Raw genomic sequence first — 18,854 nt, forward strand, 5'->3', positions numbered from 1 at the left:
TCCCGGGGCCCTGTGCCGTGTGCGGAGTCCGAGTTCGGGTCCCACCAGGCCGGAAGCCCTCACTCCGCGGGGATCCTCCACGACGTGGTGGCAGCCCAGCTCTCTACCCGCGAGGCGTGCGCCTGGGACCACGGCTCCTTGGCCCTGGTGTACGCCGCAATGGTGGCCTCCCGTGCCGCCAGATCGCGCTTCAACTGCGCATACTCCTGGCGTGCATCCGGATCGGCCCGCAACCAGTCCCGGAAAAGCAGTGCCCATCGCCAGCCCGGCGAACCGGCCGGGCGCAGGTGAAGGTGGACAGTCCGCTCCGGATCGCAGGACAGATGCAGCCGCTCGGGCCACACCCCTCCGGTGACGGCAGGGTTCCCGCGTGCCTCCTCGGCGCGGGGGAACCCCAGCCGGCCCAGCGCGTCACGAACCTCTGCCCGGTCGGCATCCGCTGGCGCCGACAGGCCGATCTGCAGGTCGATGACATTCCTCGCGGCCAGCCCGGGCACAGCGGTCGATCCGATGTGGTGCAGCGCCAGCCCCTCACCCAGCAGGGGGCTCAGCCGGTACCGGAGCCGCCCCAGCAGCCGGCGTGCCTGGTCCGGCCAGGTCGGATCTACGGCGACGAGCACCGGCCGCTCCGGCCGGCGGACCGGCTCACCCCGGCGCAGGTGGTCCTCGAAAGCCACCGCCCGCCGCCACAACGCCTCGACCTGGGCCACCAGCGCGTCCGGCGCCCCGTTGTTGTCGATCACCACATCGGCGACGGCGCGTCGTTCCGTGTCGGAGACCTGGTGGGTGATCCGAGCGCGCGCGTCGTCCTCGGCCAGGCCGCGCAGGGCGACCAGGCGACGGATCCGCTCCTCGACGCCCACGTCGACCGTCACTACAAGGTGATAATGCGCCGCGACGCCGGTCTCGACCAGCAACGGGATGTCGTGCACCACGACAGTGCCGGGCGGTGCCGCGGCGATAATCTCGCGGGTGCGGTCCCTGATCAGCGGGTGAGTGATCGCCTCCAGGTCGCGGCGCGCAGTCGGGTCGGCGAACACGATCGCCCCCAGCGCGGCCCGGTCCAGCGAGCCATCGGCCCGGACCACGCCGGCGCCGAACCGGCCCCGGACCGCCGCCAGGCCCGATGTCCCCGGCTCGACCACCTCCCGCGCCAGGGCGTCGGCGTCGATCACCAACGCCCCGCGCTCGGCGAGGAGCCGGGCCACGGTCGACTTGCCCGATCCGATCCCGCCGGTCAGCCCGATCATCAGCACAGTCGCAGGCTACGGCACCCTCGCGGACCGCGCCCGGCGGACGGCACGGCGCAGGCCTCTGTGCAGACGCCCTCCTGCGCAGATGCTCGGTCGGCCCCACCGGCGTGCCGTTGCAGTCCGCGTGTTCGGGCCGCAGGAGGGCCGGCGCGTACACTCGGCCGCATGCCCGACTCCCCGATCAACGTCCCCGGGGCCGACGTCTCGGTCGTCTCCCCGCTCGGCATCACCTACCGCATGCTCGGTCTGTGGCCCGATCGTACGGAGACGACCGACTACACGCAGGCCTGGGAGCTGCAGCGTGAACTGCACGCCCGGGTGGTCGACGGCCGCGATCGCGGCACCGTGCTGCTGCTCGAGCACGACCCGGTCTACACCGCGGGCAAGCGCACCGATCCGGCCGACCGGCCGACCGACGGGACACCAGTGATCGACGTCGACCGCGGCGGGGACATCACCTACCACGGCCCCGGCCAGCTGGTCGGCTACCCGATCGTCAAGCTGCCGGCCAACGGCATCGGCGTCGTCGACTTCGTCCGCCGCCTCGAGGAGGCCCTGATCCGTACGCTCGGCGAACTGGGGATCACTGCCGGCCGGGTGCCGCACCGCACCGGCGTATGGCTCGGCGCCACCGCCGGCGACCCGTCCCACGGCATCGCGCCGAAGCCGGAGCGGAAGATCGCCGCGATCGGCATCCGGGTGTCCCGCAAGACCACGATGCACGGTTTCGCCCTCAACGCGGACATGGACATGAGTTGGTACGACCGGATCATCCCGTGCGGCATCCGCGACGCCGGCGTCACCAGCATCGCCCAGGAGCTCGGATCCTCCCCCAGCCTCGCCGAACTGGCCGCCATGGTCCGCCCGCACATCGACGCGATGCTGGCCTACGAGCCGTACCAGGCCTCCCCCGACGTCGGCGAGGAGCACGCGGACAATCCGCAGACCGCCCACCGCCGGCGTCCGGCCACCTCGGCCACCCCGGCCGACGACGACGCTCCGGCGGTGACGTACGGACTGACCGTCTGAGCCTATGGACTGACCGTCTGGGTCGCTGCCCCGACCGCCGGCGACCGGCTCCGGGTACCTCGGCGGGTGTTGCGGCGCCCTCGGGCAGAGCGGGTCGATCCGGCGCCACCGGGTAGACTCCGGTGGGTGACCATCGCACCAGAGGGACGCAAGATGCTCCGCCTCGAGGTCCGCAACGCGCAGACCCCGATCGAGGACAAGCCGTCGTGGATCAGGACCCGCGCCAAGTTCGGCCCCAACTACCGCGAACTGAAGGACCTCGTCGCGACCGAGCAGTTGCACACCGTCTGTCAGTCGGCGGGCTGTCCCAACCAGTTCGAGTGCTGGGAGGACCGCGAGGCCACCTTCCTGATCGGCGGCGACCAGTGCACCCGGCGCTGCGACTTCTGCCAGATCGACACCGGCAAGCCCACCGGGTACGACCGTGACGAGCCCCGCCGGGTGGCCGAATCGGTCCGGACGATGGGCCTGCACTACGCGACCGTGACCGGCGTGGCCCGTGACGACCTGCCCGAGGGCGCCTCGTGGCTGTACGCCGAGACCTGCCGCCAGATCCACGAGTTGATCCCCGGCTGTGGTGTCGAGCTCCTGGTCGACGACTTCCAGGGCAACCCGCGGGCGTTGCAGACCGTCTTCGACGCCCGCCCGGAGGTGTTCGCCCACAACGTCGAGACCGTCCCGCGCATCTTCAAGCGGATCCGCCCCGCCTTCCGCTACGAGCGGTCGCTGGGCGTGCTCAGCCGGGCCCGCGAGGCCGGGCTGGTGACCAAGTCCAACCTGATCCTCGGCATGGGCGAGACCGACGACGAGGTTTCCCGGACGCTGCGCGAGCTGCACGACGCCGGTGCGGAGATCATCACCATCACGCAGTACCTGCGTCCCTCCGAGCGGCATCACCCGATCGAGCGGTGGGTGACCCCGGACCAGTTCGACACGTTCGCCGACGAGGCCCGCGCGATCGGCTTCACCGGTGTGATGAGCGGCCCGCTGGTCCGGTCCTCCTACCGCGCCGGGCGGCTGTATCGTCAGGCCACCGAGGCACGCGGCCAGGGTGGTGCGGTGATGAAGATCCACGGCGTCAATCCGACCAGCGGCGACCACGCCTGACGGAGGCGGATCCCGTACGATCGGGGCGGCACCCGGGGCTCCATTGCACCACGCCTGACCGACCGCGGCGCGCGCCCGGCACCGGCGGGCACGCCGACGACCGAACCGACAGCACGACAGCAAGGTGATGATTGATGGCCAAGAGTGAGGCCGCGAAGGATCTGGCCGCCCGGCAGAAGGCTGCGCGCCGCGCCGAGAAGGAGCGCAAGCGCTCCAGCGACGACCCCCGCGACTGGGGTTGGTGGAAGCAGATCACGTACGCCTACAAGGCGACGGCCAAGATCGACAAGCGGCTCACCCCGTGGATGATCGGCGCGTTCGTGGCACCGATCCTGGTCACCGTCCTGATCGCCGCGTTGCTCCGCGGCGGCTGGGTGCTGTGGATCATCACCGGTGTCATGGCCGGTCTGGCGCTGGCCGTGTTCGTCCTCACCCAGCGGATGAAGCGGGCCACCCTGGAACAGGCCCGCGGGCAGGTCGGCTCCGCCGCCGCGGCCCTCGGGATGCTCAACGACAAGGTGTGGGCGCACGAACTGGGCATCACCGGAACCCGCCAGCAGGACCTGGTGCACCGGGTGATCGGCCCGGCCGGGGTGGTGCTGATCGGCGAGGGGGAGCCCGGCCGGCTCAAGACCCTGCTCGCCTCCGAGGAGCGCAAGCATGCCCAGCTCATCAGCGACCTGCCGGTGTGGGTGGTCCAGATGGGTGACCGGGAGGGTCAGGTCTCCCTCGACGACCTCGCCAAGCACATCAGGAAGCTGCCGAAGTCGCTGGACAAGTATCAGGTCACCGAGGTCACGTCGCGGGTCAAGGCCCTCGACGCCGTCCGGCCGCGGATGGCGATGCCGAAGGGCCCGATACCGACCAATGCCCGCCAGGTGAAGGGCAGCAAGCGCGCCCTGCGCGGTCGCTGATCACCGCTCCGGAGCGGGGGTGACACCCGCTCCGGAGTGGGTTGGGACACGGCGTGTAGAGTTGCCCGCGTCACACTGACCACCGCCACACCGGCCGTGGTGACCGTTTCCCTCAGCGTCGAGGACCCTGCTCGTGCACCCGGCCCGGTGCGGCCGGATTCCCGTGTGGCCCGACATCCTGGAGGAAGCTCGTGTCCCAGACCGCCATCCGTTCCGGGTCGGCGACCCCCACCGACCTCCGCTCCACCACCCGGCGCGACAACCTGGTGATCAACCTGTTGCTCGTCTCCGCGTTCGTCGTCATCCTCAACGAGACGGTGATGGGCGTGGCGATCCCGCGCCTGATGACCGATCTGGGCGTCACCGCGGTGGCGGCGCAATGGCTGACCACCGCGTTCATGCTGACGATGGCCACGGTCATCCCGATCACCGGGATGCTCATCCGGCGGTTCCCCACCCGGGGGCTCTTCATCACCGCGATGTCGCTGTTCTCCCTCGGCACCGCGGTGGCTGCCGCCGCGCCCGGGCACGAGGTGCTGCTGGCCGGCCGGATCATCCAGGCCTGCGGGACGGCCATCATCATGCCGCTGCTGATGACCACGGTGATGACCCTGGTGCCTGAGGAGGTCCGCGGGCAGCGGATGGGCAACATCTCCATCGTCATCTCCGTGGCGCCCGCGATCGGCCCGACCATCTCGGGTCTGGTCCTCAGCGTGCTGAGCTGGCGGTTCATGTTCGTCCTCGTGCTGCCGATCGCGCTGGCCGTCCTGGTGCTCGGCGCGCTCCGGATGCCCGACGTCAACGAGCCGGTGCACGCACCGATCGACGTGCCGTCGGTGATCCTGTCCGTCCTGGGATTCGGCGGGCTGGTGTTCGGCCTGAGCAGTCTCGGCGGTGCCACCGGTCAGGGGGTGCCGACCACTCTGATCGTCACCCTGGCGACCGGCGCCGTGGGACTGGCCCTGTTCGTGTGGCGGCAGCTGGTGCTGCAGCGCAGCGACCGAGCGCTGCTGGACCTGCGCACCTTCCGCAACCCGACCTTCGCCGTCTCGGTGGTGATGTTCGTCGTCAGCATGATGGCGCTCTTCGGCACCCTGATCCTGCTGCCGCTGTTCCTGCAGAACGTGCTGGGCATGACCGTCCTGGACAGCGGCCTGCTGCTGTTGCCCGGTGGGCTGGTGATGGGACTGCTCGCCCCGCCGGTGGGCAAGCTCTTCGACCGGGTCGGCCCGCTCCCCCTGCTGGTCCCCGGCACGATCCTGGTCGCCAGCGTGCTGTGGACGCTCGCCCTGGTCAGCTCACCGGCCACGCCCTGGCCGGTGTTCCTGGCCGCCCATGTGGTGCTCAGCATCGGTCTGGCACTGATCTTCACCCCGCTGTTCACCTCCAGCCTCGGGTCGCTCCCCCAGCACCTCTACGCGTACGGATCGGCGACGGTGTCGACGGTCCAGCAGGTGGCCGGGGCGGCCGGCACCGCCCTGTTCGTCTCCACGATGGCAGTCACGGCGGCACGCTGGACCGCCGGCGGCACGACCGCGATCGTCGCCGAGGCGGCCGGGATCCGGGCCGCCTTCCTGGTCGGGGCGATCCTCAGCACCCTGGCGATCGTCACCGCGTTCTTCATCCGCCGGCCACCCCGTACGGCAGGGGCGCCGGTCACCGACCACGTCTGAGATCCGAGGTCGCCGCAGCCTGACTAGGCTTGAGGGGTTATGGCGCATCTGCTCGGGGCCGAGGCCCTTCACCTGGAATACCCGACCAAGCTGGTCTTCGATGCGGTCACCCTCGGGGTGAACGAGGGCGACCGGATCGGCATCGTCGGCCGCAACGGCGACGGCAAGTCCAGCCTGCTCGCAATGCTGGCCGGGCGACGTACGCCCGACGGAGGCCGGGTGACCGTCCGCAACGGGGTGCGGATCGGCGTGCTGGACCAGGCCGACACCCTTCCCGACGAGGAGACCGTCAGTCACGCCGTCGTCGGGGACACGCCGGAGTACTCCTGGGCCGGCGACTCACGGATCCGCGACATCATCGCCGGCCTGCTCGGCGATCTGGACTGGGACGCGTCTCTCGCCACACTGTCCGGCGGGCAACGGCGGCGGGTGGCGCTGGCCGCCCTGCTGACCGGCAACTGGGACGTGCTGGCCCTGGACGAGCCGACCAACCATCTCGACCTCGAGGCGATCACCTGGCTGGCCGAGCACCTCAAGCGCCGGTGGGCCGCCAACGCCGGTGGACTGTTGGTGGTCACCCACGACCGGTGGTTCCTTGACGAAGTGTGTACGGCGACCTGGGAGGTGCACGACCGGATCGTCGAGCCCTTCGAGGGCGGGTACGCCGCCTACATCCTGCAGCGGGTGGAACGGGACCGGCAGGCGGCCGCCGCCGAGGCCCGCCGGCAGAACCTCGCCCGCAAGGAGCTGGCCTGGCTGCGCCGCGGGGCGCCGGCGCGCAGCTCGAAGCCGAAGTTCCGCATCGACGCGGCCAACACCCTGATCGCCGACGTCCCGCCGATCCGCGACACCGTCGCCCTGCAGTCGCTGGCGGTCTCCCGGCTCGGCAAGGACGTGGTCGATCTGCTGGACGCCTCGGTGGCGTACGGCGAGCACCAGGTGCTGCGGGACGTGGAGTGGCGGCTGGCGCCGGGCGAACGCACCGGCATCCTCGGGGTCAACGGCGCCGGCAAGTCCACCCTGCTGGGGCTGATCGACGGGTCGGTGGCACCGACCTCGGGCCGGGTCAAGCGCGGCGCGACGGTGAAGATCGCCACCCTCAGCCAACGGCTGGACGAGCTCGAGGAGCACCTCGACGAACCGGTCCGGGTGGTGATCGGCCGGCTGCGGACGACCTACACCCTCGGGGCGGGATCCAGGGCCCAGGAGCTCACCCCGGCCCAACTGCTGGAGCGGCTCGGCTTCTCCGGCGCCCAGCTGTCGACACCGGTGAGGGACCTCTCGGGCGGCCAACAGCGGCGACTGCAGCTGCTGCTGATCCTGCTCGACCAGCCCAACGTACTGATCCTCGACGAGCCGACGAACGACCTGGACACCGACATGCTCGCCGCCCTGGAGGACCTGCTCGACTCCTGGCCGGGCACGCTGATCGTCGTGTCGCACGACCGGTACTTCCTGGAGCGGGTCACCGACCAGCAGTACGCCATCCTCGACGGGCACCTGCGGCACCTGCCGGGAGGGGTGGATGAATACCTGCGGTTGCGGGCGGCGCAGGAGGCGGCGACCGCCGACCGGCCCGGCGCTCCCCGGACCCCGGAGCGCGGCACCCCCGACGCGACGGCATCGGGCACCCTCTCCGGCCGGGAACTCCGCGCGGCGGAGAAGGAACTCTCCTCCCTCGAACGGCGTGTCGAACGGTTGCGCCACCAGGCCGCCGAGGCCCGTACGAAGCTCGCCGACCTCGACCAGTCGGACTATGAGCGGCTCAGGACAGAGATGGCTGCGATCACCCGACTGGAGGACGAGGCCGAGTCGTTGGAGGAGCGCTGGCTGGAGCTGTCGGTGCTCTTCGACTAGTCGATGCCGCGGGACCTGGCGCCGTCCTCCGGCCGGCTCAGGCCGATCGCCTGAGCACCAGACCGAAGTGGTACGGGGGCAGCTCCGTGTACGCCTCCTGCGCCAGGCCGGCGGCAGCGGCCCAGCCGGCGATCTGCTCCGGGGTGGGTCGGATCTCCATCGACGGCCCGCGCGGAGTGTCCTCACGCTTCCAGTGGATCACCCCCACCCGCCCCGAGGGGCTGAGCAGTGCGGCGACGCGGCGCAGCAGGGTCACCGGTTCCTCGGCGTGGAGGATGTTGAACAGGGTCACGTAATCGATCCGGCCCCGGTACGGCGCCAGGGCCTGCGCAGCCTCCGGTGAGGCGACGTCGCCGGTCAGCAGGACGACGTTCGCCAGCTGCCGCTCGGCGGTCTTCCGTCGACAGGCGGCGATCATCTCCGGATCGATGTCGACCCCGATGGCCGTTCCGGAGATCATCGTGGCCGCGGGGATCAGGAAGGTGCCGTAGCCGCAGCCGACGTCGAGGAGGTCGCCGACGGTGTCATCGACGCCGAGGGCGGCGAGGACCCCGCGGGGATCGAAGTAGGTCGTCCACCACTCCTCGGTCGGCATGCCCGACTCTCGATACTTCACCGGGACATTCTCGTTCCTCGCCACGCGAGCCGGGCGAGATGCTCGCCCGGTCGACCCACAGCGGGTGGCGCTGGCCTGGGAGCTGGCACTAGCCGCGGTGGTGATCCCGATTCCCGGCGCTTCCCGACCGGCGAGCGTACAGGACTCGGTGCAGGCGATCGATCTCACCCTCAGCACCGACGAGGTCGCCCGACTGTCGGCGGTGTGACGCCCAGCGGTCCGTTCCCCCGCCGGGCTCGGCATCCCAGCCACCCCAACCGGTCGCCGAGTCACGGCCGAGCGGATCACAGCCGAGGATCCCGAGCGAGTGGCCGCGCGTCAGCCGGGTCCTGGTGCAGCGGTCGGCCGCCTGTCGGGTGAGCGACGGCTGGTGCTGACCCGGCCAGTGTTGGTACATCATCGGAGTGCGTCCCTGTGTGCACGCAGTGCCTCCACGACCAGGGCATGGTCGTCGTGCATCTCCAGGCCACTGACACCGACGGCGCCGACCAGCGCGCCCTGCACCCGGAGCGGGAAGGCGCCGCCCGCCGCGGCGTACAACAGCGGATCCAGGGCGGCGTGCGTGTCGAACGACTCCCCGGCCGCGGCGTACGTCACCCGCACCGCGAGCGAGGACCGCCCATAGTGCTTCACCACCCGGAACTTCCGGTCGAGCCACGCGTCATTGACCGCCGCCGAACCCTGCACACCGGCATGGAAGGCACGCTGCTCACCGAGCATCACGGCGATCGCGACTCCCAGGCCACGATCGATCGCCACCCGACGCAGCCAGGACCCGACGGCCCACGCGTCCGCCAGGCCGAACCGCACGAAGTCCAGGTCGGTCTCCTCCGCGGCCAGTTCGCCGACCAGCTCCTCCGGGGTCAGCTGCCGGTAGCCCGCGCCCGCGTCGATCATCGTCGATCTCCTCCGCTCATGGTGGGATCTCCTTCGCGGTACAGGCTGCCACACCTGGCTAACACCGGGGACCCCGATGACTTACATGTTACATATGGATAAAATGTCCTGTCAATAAAGACCCCATGACAGCACTATGGTCCGCATCACCACCAGGCCCTGATCCACCCACCGGATCGTGATCCACCGGAGAATCGTGGTCCACCGGAGGAGACACGTCGCAGGGGGCACCCGGACGGGCACCCCCTGCGACAGTGCGGACGGCGATGGGCAATCAGAGGCGCTCGGCACTGAACCGCAGCGCCCGGACGATCTGGACCGCGCCCATCACGACCAGCGAGATGCCGAGCAACCACCACAACGCCACCACATAGAGCGGGGAGAACAGCAGGATGATCCCGGCGACGATGGTGATCACGGCGTAGATGATCACCCACACCTTGGACGGCACCCCGCGCAGCAGGGTCAGCGCGGCGACACCCTCGATGATCCACAGGATGCCGACGGTGACCCCGAGCACGATGGCGAGCAGCATGGTCGCGGTGCGCAGATTGGCCAGGGCGATCACCCCGCCGATGATGAACAGCGCGCCGAGAACGAGGTGGCCGATCCGGGCCCAGACGCCGTAGCGCTTCGCGAAGATCCCCAGACCCAGATAGACCAGACCGGTGATGATGGCGTAGATAGCGATGATCGCGGCGACGACGGCCGCCGTCTTGCCGGGCCAGACAAGGATCAGGACACCGATGACGAGGGCGACGAGCCCGCCGACCCCCCACGCGGTGCGGATCACGGTGCTGGCCCTGTCGAGTTCGTTGTCGATAGCTTCGGTGGACATGCGCTTGAGACCTCCTGGCTGATGGTGCCGGTCACTCCCGGTGTGCACACGCGCCCGTCCGCGAAGCCCCATTGACCCCGGAGACACTGCGGAGGCGTGCTTCCCAGGCACTGCGGAGCCTATCGGGGCAGGGGGCCACCGCCACCCCAAGGAGGGTGAGGTCGGACGGCGGCACCAACCTCACAGAAATGTGATCTGGACCACAGAAGGAGCGGCGGGTTACCCTGAGCCATGAAGATCCGCGACCTGCTCCGACGCAAGGGGAACAACGTACTCACCCTTGCGGTGACCGCGACAGTCGCCGACGCCGTCAACGTGCTCCGCGACCACGGCATCGGCTGCGTCGTTGTGACCGACTCCACCGGCGCCATCGCCGGCATCGTCTCCGAACGCGACATCTCCCACGCCTTCGGGGCCGTCGCCGCCGAGTCCCCGGTCAGCGACCTGATGACCAGAGACGTACGGACCTGCCCACCCGACGAGGACGTCGAGGCCCTTGCCGCCCTGATGACCGACCAACGGGTCCGCCACGTGCCGGTGGTCGAGAACGGCCGGCTCAGCGGGCTGGTCAGCATCGGCGACGTCGTGAAGGCACACCTCGACGAACTGCGCCGGGAGCGGGACCACCTCGTCGCGTACGTCCAGTCCTGATCCGCCCCCTTTGACCGATCCGAGTCCGACCATCTGAAGCGAAGCGGCGTTGCCCCCGGCCCGGGCCGGGCGGTCAGCGCCGCTTCACCACGACCGTACGCAGCATCATGTCGTTCAGGCTGCGCCGATCCGGTCCGATGACGACCGCGGGGAGCACCAGGCAGACCATCAGGGTGCGGACGATCGCCGCCCAGAAGCTGACCGGGCGCCCGTCGACGCGGGTGACCCCGATCCCGACGACGCGTTGGCCGAGGCTGGAGCCGGTCAGCCCGGTGAGCAATGCCTTCTCGATGAAGAACACGATCAGCGTGGCGAACTTCTCCGGCCCGGTGCTGGACAGCACGGCCCCCCAGGTGATCAGCGCGGCCACCAGCATCGCCACCGCCCAGTCCACGATCAGGGCGGTGATCCGCTGCCCCCAGGAGGCCAGCGCACCGCGCCCCTCGGCGGGCAGCCCCAGGGAACGGCCCGGGTAGTCCTGATCGCGGGTGGGTCCCGAGGTGGTGTTCGTCACCCGGACAGGCTACCGTCCGCCGGCGGCGACCCGTACGTCGCCGATCACGGTCCTCCCCGATCGTTGCCGCGCTGATCAGGGTCCCCCGCCGGCCGCGCCACGACGTGCCAGCCGTAACATGTCCGCAATAGCCATGCAACGGCCGAGAAATCCGTCATTCCTAGGCTGATCACGCAGTTCACCACTACCTACCATTTCGGAGGCGCTATGTTCCAGGGAGCTGACGACCTGTTGGCCTACGTCAAGGAACAGGACGTCGAGGTCATCGACGTCCGGTTCTGCGATGTCCCCGGCGTCATGCAGCACTTCGCGGTCCCCGCCAAGTCGTTCGACAAGGACGCGTACGAGGAAGGCCTGGCGTTCGACGGCTCCTCGATCACGGGCTTCCAGAAGATCCACGAGTCGGACATGGCTCTGCTCCCGGACCCGACCACGGCCTACATCGACCCGTTCCGCAAGGCGAAGACACTGGTCCTGGACTTCTACGTCCACGATCCGATCACCAAGGAGCCCTACAGCCGCGACCCGCGCAACATCGCGCGGAAGGCGGAGGCCTATCTGAAGTCGACCGGCGTCGCCGACACCGCGTTCTTCGCTCCCGAGGCCGAGTTCTACATCTTCGACGATGTGCGCTTCGACACCAACGCACACGAGAGCTATTACCACATCGACTCCGAGGAGGCTGCCTGGAACACTGGCACCGCCAAGGAGGGTGGCAACCGCGGCTACCACGTGAAGACCAAGGGGGGTTACTTCCCGGTCGCCCCGGTCGACCACTTCGCCGATCTGCGCCAGGACATGGTCCGTAATCTCGAGGATGCCGGCCTGACCCTCGAGCGGGCGCACCACGAGGTCGGCAACGCCGGCCAGCAGGAGATCAACTACCGGTTCAACACGCTGCAGTCCGCCGGTGACGACGTGATGAAGTTCAAGTACATCATCAAGAACACCGCCTGGGAGGCCGGCAAGACCGCCACCTTCATGCCGAAGCCGGTCTTCAACGACAACGGCTCGGGCATGCACGTGCACTCCTCGCTGTGGAAGGACGGCCAGCCGCTGTTCTTCGACGAGAACGGTTACGGCGGTCTCTCCGACATCGCCCGCTGGTACATCGGTGGCCTGCTGGCCCACGCGTCGTCGCTGCTCGCCTTCACCAACCCGAGCGCGAACTCCTACCACCGCCTGGTGCCGGGCTTCGAGGCTCCGGTGAACCTGGTCTACTCCCAGCGCAACCGCTCGGCCTGCATCCGGATCCCGATCACCGGCCCGAACCCGAAGGCCAAGCGCGTCGAGTTCCGCTGCCCCGACCCGTCCTCCAACCCGTACCTGGCCTTCTCGGCGATGCTGCTGGCCGGCCTCGACGGCATCCAGAACCGGATCGAGCCGCCGGAGCCGATCGACAAGGACCTGTACGAGCTGCCGCCCGAGGAGCACGCCGACATCGCCACCGTTCCGGCCTCGCTGGAGGGCGCCCTCGACGCACTGCGCGCCGACCACGAGTACCTGCTCGCCGGCGATGTGTTCACCTCCGACCTGATCGAGACCTGGATCGAGCTGAAGGAGGGCGAGATCGCCGCCCTGCGTCAGCGCCCGCACCCCTACGAGTTCGACCTCTACTTCGACATCTGATTTGGGGCTTTTCAGCCTCTGTCAGTAGTCGCCGAAAACGGCGCCTGACCTGCGGAAACGCCTTTCGACGTTTTCCAACGGCAGGCGCCGTTTTTCGTTGTCGTGCGTACCCAGTGCACCCCCAAAAGGGTTCGGCGGTCAGGCGTCCCCGAGGCTCGCCAGGAAGGCGTGCAGCTCGGCGTCGGGGTAGGTGTGGGACTCGCAGAGCGGGCCGCACGGCACACGGGCGAGGTCGCGGGACAACTCCCCCAGGTCGAGGCCGCCTGGGCCGTTGTTGCGCTGTACGTCGGCGAGGAACGCGAACTCGTTCATCATGCCCCCGACGGATCTGTCGGCGGTCGAGCGTACCCAGCGCCATGATCAGCGACGTTTCCGCAGGTCAGCAGGGGTAACCCAGTCACTACTCCGGCATCTGATCAGTTCGACGCGCCACTCCGCGGGCCCAGGACCAGCTCGCCGCTCCCTGCCCTCCGGGTCTTCGGCACTCCTACTGCGGCCTCGGAGAGATTCCCAGCGCGTTCACAGGCGTACCGGCAGCCCCGTACCGGGATCCGCCGACCGGGCACCGGCTCTCCACCGCTGGCCGTGACCTCGTCGTAACAACGGCCGATGACGGACGTCGAGGAGCCCCGCCGGCCCTGTTCCCCCAGCCCCGGAATGTATACTTTCGGTTAGGTCAGCGGTATTTCCGCGTTCGCACGCCCGTCACGAGGACGTCAACTTCGGGTTGAGTACGTTCACCTTGCCTCGATAGACCCGTATGTGGATTGCGACGTCGCCTCCGGTGCAGGGCCACACCGAGTGGCGTGCATGTTCCGCAATATTTACCGGAACCACCACCGCGGTGCGCAGGAGTGGCTTGTTGCGCTCCAGAATCGAGAATCGCATGATTGCAGTGGTTGGCTTTTCCGCACGCTCCGCCGGTTCCTCCGATGCGGACGAGTTCTGGCAGATCGTGGCCGGTGCAGTGCCACAGTTCGCCCCCGCCCCCTTCGATCGATGGCGGGAGGACTCCGTGCTCTCGCACGAACGCAGCCGTCCCTTCACCTCGTACACCAACACCATGGCCGCCCTGGAGGATCCCTACGGTTGGGACCGGGCCGGCTTCGGGATCCCGGTCGCGCGGGCACGGGGGATGGACCCCCAGCAGCGCCTCGCCCTCACCCTGGCCCGGGAGACGTTCGACCGCGCCGGGCGGACCCCAGAGTCCGTCGCCGGACGCGGCATCGGGACCATTGTCGGGGTGAGCTCGAACGACTACCGGATGGTCACCGTCGCACCGGTCATCGCCCGGATGACCACCGACGGGTCCTTCGGGGTCGACGACCCCGAGGTGAAGCAACGCCTGATGGCCGGGGCGTCGTCCGCGATCCAACGGATCGGCGGCTACTCGATGTCCGGCGTCCTGAACAACATCATCCCATCGGTCGTCCAACAACAGTTCGACCTCAACGGGCCCTCGTTCTCTGTCGACAGCGCCTGCTCCTCCGGACTCACCGCGATCCACCTCGCCTGCACCCTGATCGAGTCGGGTGAGGTCGACGAATGCCTGGCCGGCGGCGTCTACGTGGCGCTGACCCCCGACGTCCTGATCGCCTTCGCCCAGGTCGGTGCCCTGTCGCCCACCGGGCGCTGCCAGCCCTTCACCGCCGCGGCCGACGGCTTCACCCTCGGCGAGGGCGGTGCCCTCCTGCTGCTCAAGAACCTCGAATTGGCGCGGCGCGACAACGATCCGATCTACGCGGTGATCGAGGGATGGGGAGCCAGCTCCGACGGCCGTGCCCCCGGCATCATGACCCCGACCAGCGAGGGACAGGTGCGCGCCATCCGGGCCGCCCGGCGGCGCGCCGGCGGGGACTTGCCGGTCGACTACATCGAGGGTCACGGCACCGGCACCACCGTCGGTGACGCCCAGGAGATCCTCTCGGTCGCCGGCACCGATCCCGATCCCGCCGGACCCGGCCTGCCGATCGGCTCGGTCAAGGCGATCGCCGGCCACACCCTGGCCGCCTCCGGTGCCCTCTCGATGGTCAAGGCCGTGCAGATGATCCGCCACCAGACCGTCCCGCCGCAGCCCCCGGTGCGCACCGGGGTGCACCCGGGCCTCGAATCGACCCGGCTGCACGTGGCCGGCCACCGGGACCGCAACCGCGACGTACGGCGCATCGCCATCAACTCTTTCGGATTCGGCGGGGCCAACGGCCACCTGCTCGTCTCCCATCCCGAAGGAACCCTGTGATGAACGTGATGAACCCTTCCCTGCTGCTCCTCTCCGGCACCACCGCCGACGATCTCCGGGCCCGCTGTGAGACCGTCCTGAACTCCTTCGACGACCACGCCAATCACGACATCTCCCTGGCCGACCTGCAGGCCCGGCTCGCGGTCGTCACGCCCGGACCGCACCGCCTCGCCATCGTCGCAGCCACCGTCGGGGAGGCCCGTCGGGCGCTGCGCCGGGCGACCGACCTGCTCCCCGACCTCACCGACGACCCTGCCGACCCGGCGCACTGGTACGCCGCCACGGTGACCGACAGCCCCCTCCGGGTGGCCTTCGTCTACCCCGGTCAGGGGGCCCAGCGGGTCGGTGACCAGCACGTCCTGGCCGACCTCGACCCGGTCTTCGCAGATCGCTGCGTCCAGCTGCTCGACTCCTCGGTCGTCCCCGGGCTGCAGCCTCTGGTGACGGCGGGCTGGTCCGGTGCCCCGGACCACACCGACGTCGACAGCACGCCTCTCGACAGCACCGCGATCAACCTGACCGATGCCGCCCAGACCGCACTGACCGTGCTCGGCGTCGCGGCGACCGAGCTCTTCGCCCGACTGGGTGTCCGCCCCGACCTGGCGACCGGGCACAGCGTCGGCGAGTTCTCCGCGCTCCACGCGGTCGGCAGCCTGTCCGCCGAGGATGCCGTCCGCCTCGCCTCGGACCGTGGCCGGATCATGCGCGCCCAGCTGTCGGACGGCGAGTACGGCATGGTCGCGCTGCGGTGCTCCGGGGAGGAGGCCGGCGCCCTCGCCGAGGGTGCCCCCGAGGTCTACCCGACGTGCTGGAACGACGGCCACCAGACGGTGTACGGCGGCACCAAGGCGGCGCTCGAGCCGTACGTGGCCGCCTGCCGGGCCGCGGGCATCGTCGCCACCCCGCTCCCCGCCCAGGGGCCCTTCCACACGCCGCTGATGGCCGGCAGTCAGCAGGGCTTCGCCGCGCTGCTGGCGGATGCCACCATGGCCGCGCCGGTCGGACACTTCGTCTCGACGGTGTCCGGACGCCGGGAGGCCGACCCGGCCGCGATCCGGGACCTGCTGGCCGACCAGGTCACCACCCCGGTGGACTTCCGGGCCGCCGGCGCCGAGATCCTCGCCCAGGCGCCGGACGTGGTCGTCCAGTTGTCCGGCGGGGAGTCGCTGATCAGGATGCTGCGCCACGACCACCCCGAGCTGTCCTTCGTCGGTGTCGGCTTCGGCGGCACCAGCGACAGCCGCGACACGGTGCTGCACCACCTGGCCCGGCTGTTCGTGACGATGCCCGGGATCCACCTCGCCCCGGTGCTGGCCCACAACGGCGTCGCCGCCCGCTGGCGCCTGCAGGACGTACGCCTCGACCGGCACTCGGTGATCAAGCTGCCCGCCGTCGCACCGCAGCACGCCGCCCCCACCACGAACAGGACCACCAGCGTGACCAGCCCCAGCCACACCACCGGCACCACCCCGACCCCGGGCGCGCAGACGGCCCCGGCCGCACAGTCCGCGGCGGTCTCGCCGGAGGCGATCCGGACCGCACTGCTGACGGCGATGGCGGAGGCCTCCTCCTCCCCGGTCGCCGAGATCGCCCGCGGCGGTCGGCTGGCCGAGGACCTCGGCTTCGACTCGCTGCTGATGGCCGACACCCTGCGCCGGCTGTCCCAGCAGGTGCCGGACCTGCGGGTCGGGGAGCTCGCCCTGGAGAACGTCCGGACGCTGGACGACCTCACCCAGGAGCTGGCCCGGGCGGTCGGCGCCTCCGCCGGACCGGCCGTCGCGACGGTCACCCGACCCACGCCGGAGGCATTCGTGCTGCCGGACAGCTGCGAGCGGACCCTGGCGTCGTTCCCGGAGCTGGCGGCCTTCGAACGCAAGCAGGCCGAGTTCCAGGCCGCGGAGACGCTGATCCCCTACTACCTGCCGCACGACGGGATCATCTCCAACCACACCGAGATCGAGGGGCACCCGATGATCTCGTTCAGCTCGTACAACTACCTCGGCATGTCCGAGGACCCGGAGGTGCAGGCCGCGGTCGTCGACGCGGTCCACCGGTACGGGACCTCGGTCTCCGCCGCGCGCATCCTGTCCGGCAACCGTCCGCTGCACGACGAGCTGGAGCGCGAGATCGCCGACTTCCTCGGCAGCGAGGACGCGGTGGTGCTGGTCGGCGGACACGCCACCAATGCCTCGATCGTGCCGCAGGTCGTCGCCGGTGGCGACATCGTCTTCCACGACGGGCTGGCGCACGACAGCATCCAGCAGGGCATCAAGGCGAGCGGGGCAGCCCGGCACAGCTTCCCGCACAACGACATGGAGGCCCTCGGCGCGGCACTGGCGCGTCGGCGGGGCAGCTACCGGCGGGCACTGATCTGCGTCGAGGGCGCCTACAGCATGGACGGCGACACCGTCCCGCTGGCGGAGATCGTCGCGCTGAAGGAGCGCTACGGGGCGCTGCTGATGGTCGACGAGGCACACAGCTTCGGCACCATGGGGGCCACCGGACGCGGCATCTGTGAGGCGACCGGCGTCTCGCCGGCCCGGGTGGACATCCTGATGGGCACCCTGTCGAAGTCGATGGCCAGCTGCGGCGGGTACATCGGCGGCAGCCACCGGTTCGTCGAGTTCCTGCGCTACAACCTGTCCAGCCTGGTCTTCAGCGCCGGGCTCTCGCCGGCCAACACCGCCGCCGCGCTGGCCTCCCTGCGGGTCCTGCGCCGGGAGCCGGAGCGGGTCCGGCGGCTGGCGGCGAACGCCGACTACTTCCGGGCCGGCGTCGACCGGCTCGGCCTCGACTGGGGCGACGGCGCCGGAACGCCGATCGTCCCGGTGATCTACGGCGACTCCGCCCGCACCCTCCGAGTCGCGAACGAGCTCTACCGCAAGGGGCTCAGCATCAACCCGATCCTGGCGCCGGCGGTGGCCGAACGACTCGCCCGGCTGCGGGTGTTCATCACCGCCGTGCACACTCGGCGGGACCTGGACGCCGCGCTCGAGGCGCTGGCGGAGATCTCGGAGGCCACCCTCGTCGGCGCGACCGCGTGACCGCGGTGACCTGGGTCGGTCGGGCGATCGTGGTGATCGCTCCCGACCGGCCCGGTCACTGGACCGACAACCCGGCCCTGTTGGAGCGTCTCGCCGCGGCCCTGGCCGCCCCGGGCGCCCGGCGGGGCCGGGTCGAGGTCGTCGACCGTACGCTCGTCCGGGTCACCGGCCGGGTCGGCACCGAGCAGCGCCGGGTCTCGGCGTCCCACGAGGCCGGCCGGGTCGGGCTGGCGGTGCACCCCACGGCGGGCCCGGACAGCGCCATCGGCTTCGACCTCTGCGCCGACCGGCGGGTGGCCTCGATCCGCTCGGCGCTGCCCCTGGTGCTCACCCCGGCGGAACAGGCCCTGCTGCCGGATCCGGGGGGAACACCAGGGTCCTCCCCCCTCGGGGATGGACCCACTCAGCTGGCAGTCTGGACCGCGGTGGAGGCGCTGACCAAACTCGCCCGCGGACGCCTGCTCTCCCCCGCCGGCCGGCCCCGCCTCACGTCCCTCCGCCCACCGCTCGCCGCAGGCGTGTCGCTGACCCACCGGTGTCTCGGCGACCTGACCTGCTGTGTAGCGATTCCCAGCCCCACTGCCAACCCCTGA

Annotated in this window: 16 protein-coding genes and 1 pseudogene; 11 read left to right on the plus strand and 6 right to left on the minus strand. The window is 70.2% G+C overall.

The genetic code is table 11. The features are described 5' to 3' along the window. Positions 1–59: 59 nt before the first annotated feature. On the minus strand, positions 60–1,250 hold the full coding sequence (coaE, locus tag R0145_RS11800; protein ID WP_317840233.1) for a dephospho-CoA kinase: 1,191 nt from the start codon (positions 1,248–1,250) through the stop codon (positions 60–62). 240 nt (positions 1,251–1,490) lie between these two features. Between coaE and lipB the strand changes: the two genes are divergently transcribed. From lipB to R0145_RS11825, 5 genes are all read left to right on the plus strand, one after another. Further along, positions 1,491–2,282, plus strand: coding sequence for a lipoyl(octanoyl) transferase LipB (gene lipB / locus R0145_RS11805; protein ID WP_317840234.1), 792 nt, complete (start codon positions 1,491–1,493; stop codon positions 2,280–2,282). A 126-nt stretch (positions 2,283–2,408) separates the two neighbouring features. Next, positions 2,409–3,389, plus strand: coding sequence for a lipoyl synthase (lipA, locus tag R0145_RS11810; protein WP_317837033.1), 981 nt, complete (start codon positions 2,409–2,411; stop codon positions 3,387–3,389). Positions 3,390–3,523: 134 nt separating this feature from the next. Next, positions 3,524–4,303 (plus strand): DUF4191 domain-containing protein, encoded by a 780-nt coding sequence (locus tag R0145_RS11815; RefSeq protein WP_317837034.1) that lies wholly within the window; start codon positions 3,524–3,526, stop codon positions 4,301–4,303. A gap of 191 nt (positions 4,304–4,494) precedes the next feature. Continuing rightward, positions 4,495–5,976: a DHA2 family efflux MFS transporter permease subunit gene (locus R0145_RS11820; RefSeq protein WP_317837035.1), complete on the plus strand. Its 1,482-nt coding sequence runs from the start codon at positions 4,495–4,497 to the stop codon at positions 5,974–5,976. Between the two features lie 39 nt (positions 5,977–6,015). Next, positions 6,016–7,833, plus strand: coding sequence for an ABC-F family ATP-binding cassette domain-containing protein (locus R0145_RS11825; protein ID WP_317837036.1), 1,818 nt, complete (start codon positions 6,016–6,018; stop codon positions 7,831–7,833). A gap of 37 nt (positions 7,834–7,870) precedes the next feature. Here R0145_RS11825 and R0145_RS11830 read toward each other — a convergent pair whose 3' ends face one another. Continuing rightward, entirely contained in the window at positions 7,871–8,449 is a 579-nt protein-coding gene (locus R0145_RS11830; RefSeq protein ID WP_317837037.1) for a class I SAM-dependent methyltransferase, read from the minus strand. Here R0145_RS11830 and R0145_RS11835 point away from each other — a divergent pair. Then, positions 8,427–8,657, plus strand: coding sequence for an aldo/keto reductase (locus tag R0145_RS11835; RefSeq protein WP_317837038.1), 231 nt, complete (start codon positions 8,427–8,429; stop codon positions 8,655–8,657). The genes R0145_RS11830 and R0145_RS11835 overlap by 23 nt on opposite strands. Positions 8,658–8,845: 188 nt before the next feature. On the opposite strand, the gene R0145_RS11840 is transcribed toward R0145_RS11835, so the two are convergent. Continuing rightward, positions 8,846–9,346: a heme-degrading domain-containing protein gene (locus R0145_RS11840; RefSeq protein ID WP_317837039.1), complete on the minus strand. Its 501-nt coding sequence runs from the start codon at positions 9,344–9,346 to the stop codon at positions 8,846–8,848. Positions 9,347–9,620: 274 nt separating this feature from the next. Next, on the minus strand, positions 9,621–10,184 hold the full coding sequence (locus R0145_RS11845; RefSeq protein ID WP_317837040.1) for an HdeD family acid-resistance protein: 564 nt from the start codon (positions 10,182–10,184) through the stop codon (positions 9,621–9,623). Between the two features lie 231 nt (positions 10,185–10,415). On the opposite strand from R0145_RS11845, the gene R0145_RS11850 reads away from it, so the two are divergent. Then, positions 10,416–10,835 (plus strand): CBS domain-containing protein, encoded by a 420-nt coding sequence (locus tag R0145_RS11850; RefSeq protein ID WP_317837041.1) that lies wholly within the window; start codon positions 10,416–10,418, stop codon positions 10,833–10,835. A 73-nt stretch (positions 10,836–10,908) separates the two neighbouring features. Here the strand turns inward: R0145_RS11850 and R0145_RS11855 are convergent, their stop codons facing one another. Next, positions 10,909–11,349: an RDD family protein gene (locus R0145_RS11855; protein WP_317837042.1), complete on the minus strand. Its 441-nt coding sequence runs from the start codon at positions 11,347–11,349 to the stop codon at positions 10,909–10,911. 207 nt (positions 11,350–11,556) lie between these two features. Here R0145_RS11855 and glnA point away from each other — a divergent pair, with 207 nt between their 5' ends. After that, positions 11,557–12,978: a type I glutamate--ammonia ligase gene (gene glnA / locus R0145_RS11860; RefSeq protein WP_317837043.1), complete on the plus strand. Its 1,422-nt coding sequence runs from the start codon at positions 11,557–11,559 to the stop codon at positions 12,976–12,978. A 138-nt stretch (positions 12,979–13,116) separates the two neighbouring features. On the opposite strand, the pseudogene R0145_RS11865 reads toward glnA, so the two are convergent. Further along, a pseudogene (locus tag R0145_RS11865) lies at positions 13,117–13,311 on the minus strand (hypothetical protein); the annotation flags it as partial. A gap of 553 nt (positions 13,312–13,864) precedes the next feature. On the opposite strand from R0145_RS11865, the gene R0145_RS11870 reads away from it, so the two are divergent. From R0145_RS11870 to R0145_RS11880, 3 genes are read left to right on the plus strand one after another with little or no spacing between them, the layout of a single operon-like run. Further along, positions 13,865–15,217 (plus strand): polyketide synthase, encoded by a 1,353-nt coding sequence (locus R0145_RS11870; protein WP_317837045.1) that lies wholly within the window; start codon positions 13,865–13,867, stop codon positions 15,215–15,217. Beyond that, positions 15,217–18,261 carry an aminotransferase class I/II-fold pyridoxal phosphate-dependent enzyme gene (locus tag R0145_RS11875; RefSeq protein WP_317837046.1) on the plus strand — a complete coding sequence of 1,015 codons (3,045 nt, stop codon included), beginning with the start codon at positions 15,217–15,219 and terminating at the stop codon, positions 18,259–18,261. The genes R0145_RS11870 and R0145_RS11875 overlap by 1 nt, the downstream gene beginning before the upstream one ends. After that, entirely contained in the window at positions 18,258–18,854 is a 597-nt protein-coding gene (locus tag R0145_RS11880) for a hypothetical protein (RefSeq protein ID WP_317837047.1), read from the plus strand. Before R0145_RS11875 ends, R0145_RS11880 begins: the two co-directional genes overlap by 4 nt.

The organism is Raineyella sp. W15-4, from assembly GCF_033170155.1.
In the GTDB taxonomy this organism is placed as follows: domain Bacteria; phylum Actinomycetota; class Actinomycetes; order Propionibacteriales; family Propionibacteriaceae; genus Raineyella.

What these genes read in the sequence shown, in the direction of transcription:
- coaE (WP_317840233.1), bottom strand. Translation starts at nt 1,250, where the DNA reads ATGATCGGGCTGACCGGCGGGATCGGATCGGGCAAGTCGACCGTGGCC.
- lipB (WP_317840234.1), top strand. Translation starts at nt 1,491, where the DNA reads ATGCTCGGTCTGTGGCCCGATCGTACGGAGACGACCGACTACACGCAG.
- R0145_RS11815 (WP_317837034.1), top strand. Translation starts at nt 3,524, where the DNA reads ATGGCCAAGAGTGAGGCCGCGAAGGATCTGGCCGCCCGGCAGAAGGCT.
- R0145_RS11825 (WP_317837036.1), top strand. Translation starts at nt 6,016, where the DNA reads ATGGCGCATCTGCTCGGGGCCGAGGCCCTTCACCTGGAATACCCGACC.
- R0145_RS11835 (WP_317837038.1), top strand. Translation starts at nt 8,427, where the DNA reads ATGCCCGACTCTCGATACTTCACCGGGACATTCTCGTTCCTCGCCACG.
- R0145_RS11840 (WP_317837039.1), bottom strand. Translation starts at nt 9,346, where the DNA reads ATGATCGACGCGGGCGCGGGCTACCGGCAGCTGACCCCGGAGGAGCTG.
- R0145_RS11845 (WP_317837040.1), bottom strand. Translation starts at nt 10,184, where the DNA reads ATGTCCACCGAAGCTATCGACAACGAACTCGACAGGGCCAGCACCGTG.
- R0145_RS11850 (WP_317837041.1), top strand. Translation starts at nt 10,416, where the DNA reads ATGAAGATCCGCGACCTGCTCCGACGCAAGGGGAACAACGTACTCACC.
- glnA (WP_317837043.1), top strand. Translation starts at nt 11,557, where the DNA reads ATGTTCCAGGGAGCTGACGACCTGTTGGCCTACGTCAAGGAACAGGAC.
- R0145_RS11870 (WP_317837045.1), top strand. Translation starts at nt 13,865, where the DNA reads ATGATTGCAGTGGTTGGCTTTTCCGCACGCTCCGCCGGTTCCTCCGAT.
- R0145_RS11875 (WP_317837046.1), top strand. Translation starts at nt 15,217, where the DNA reads ATGAACGTGATGAACCCTTCCCTGCTGCTCCTCTCCGGCACCACCGCC.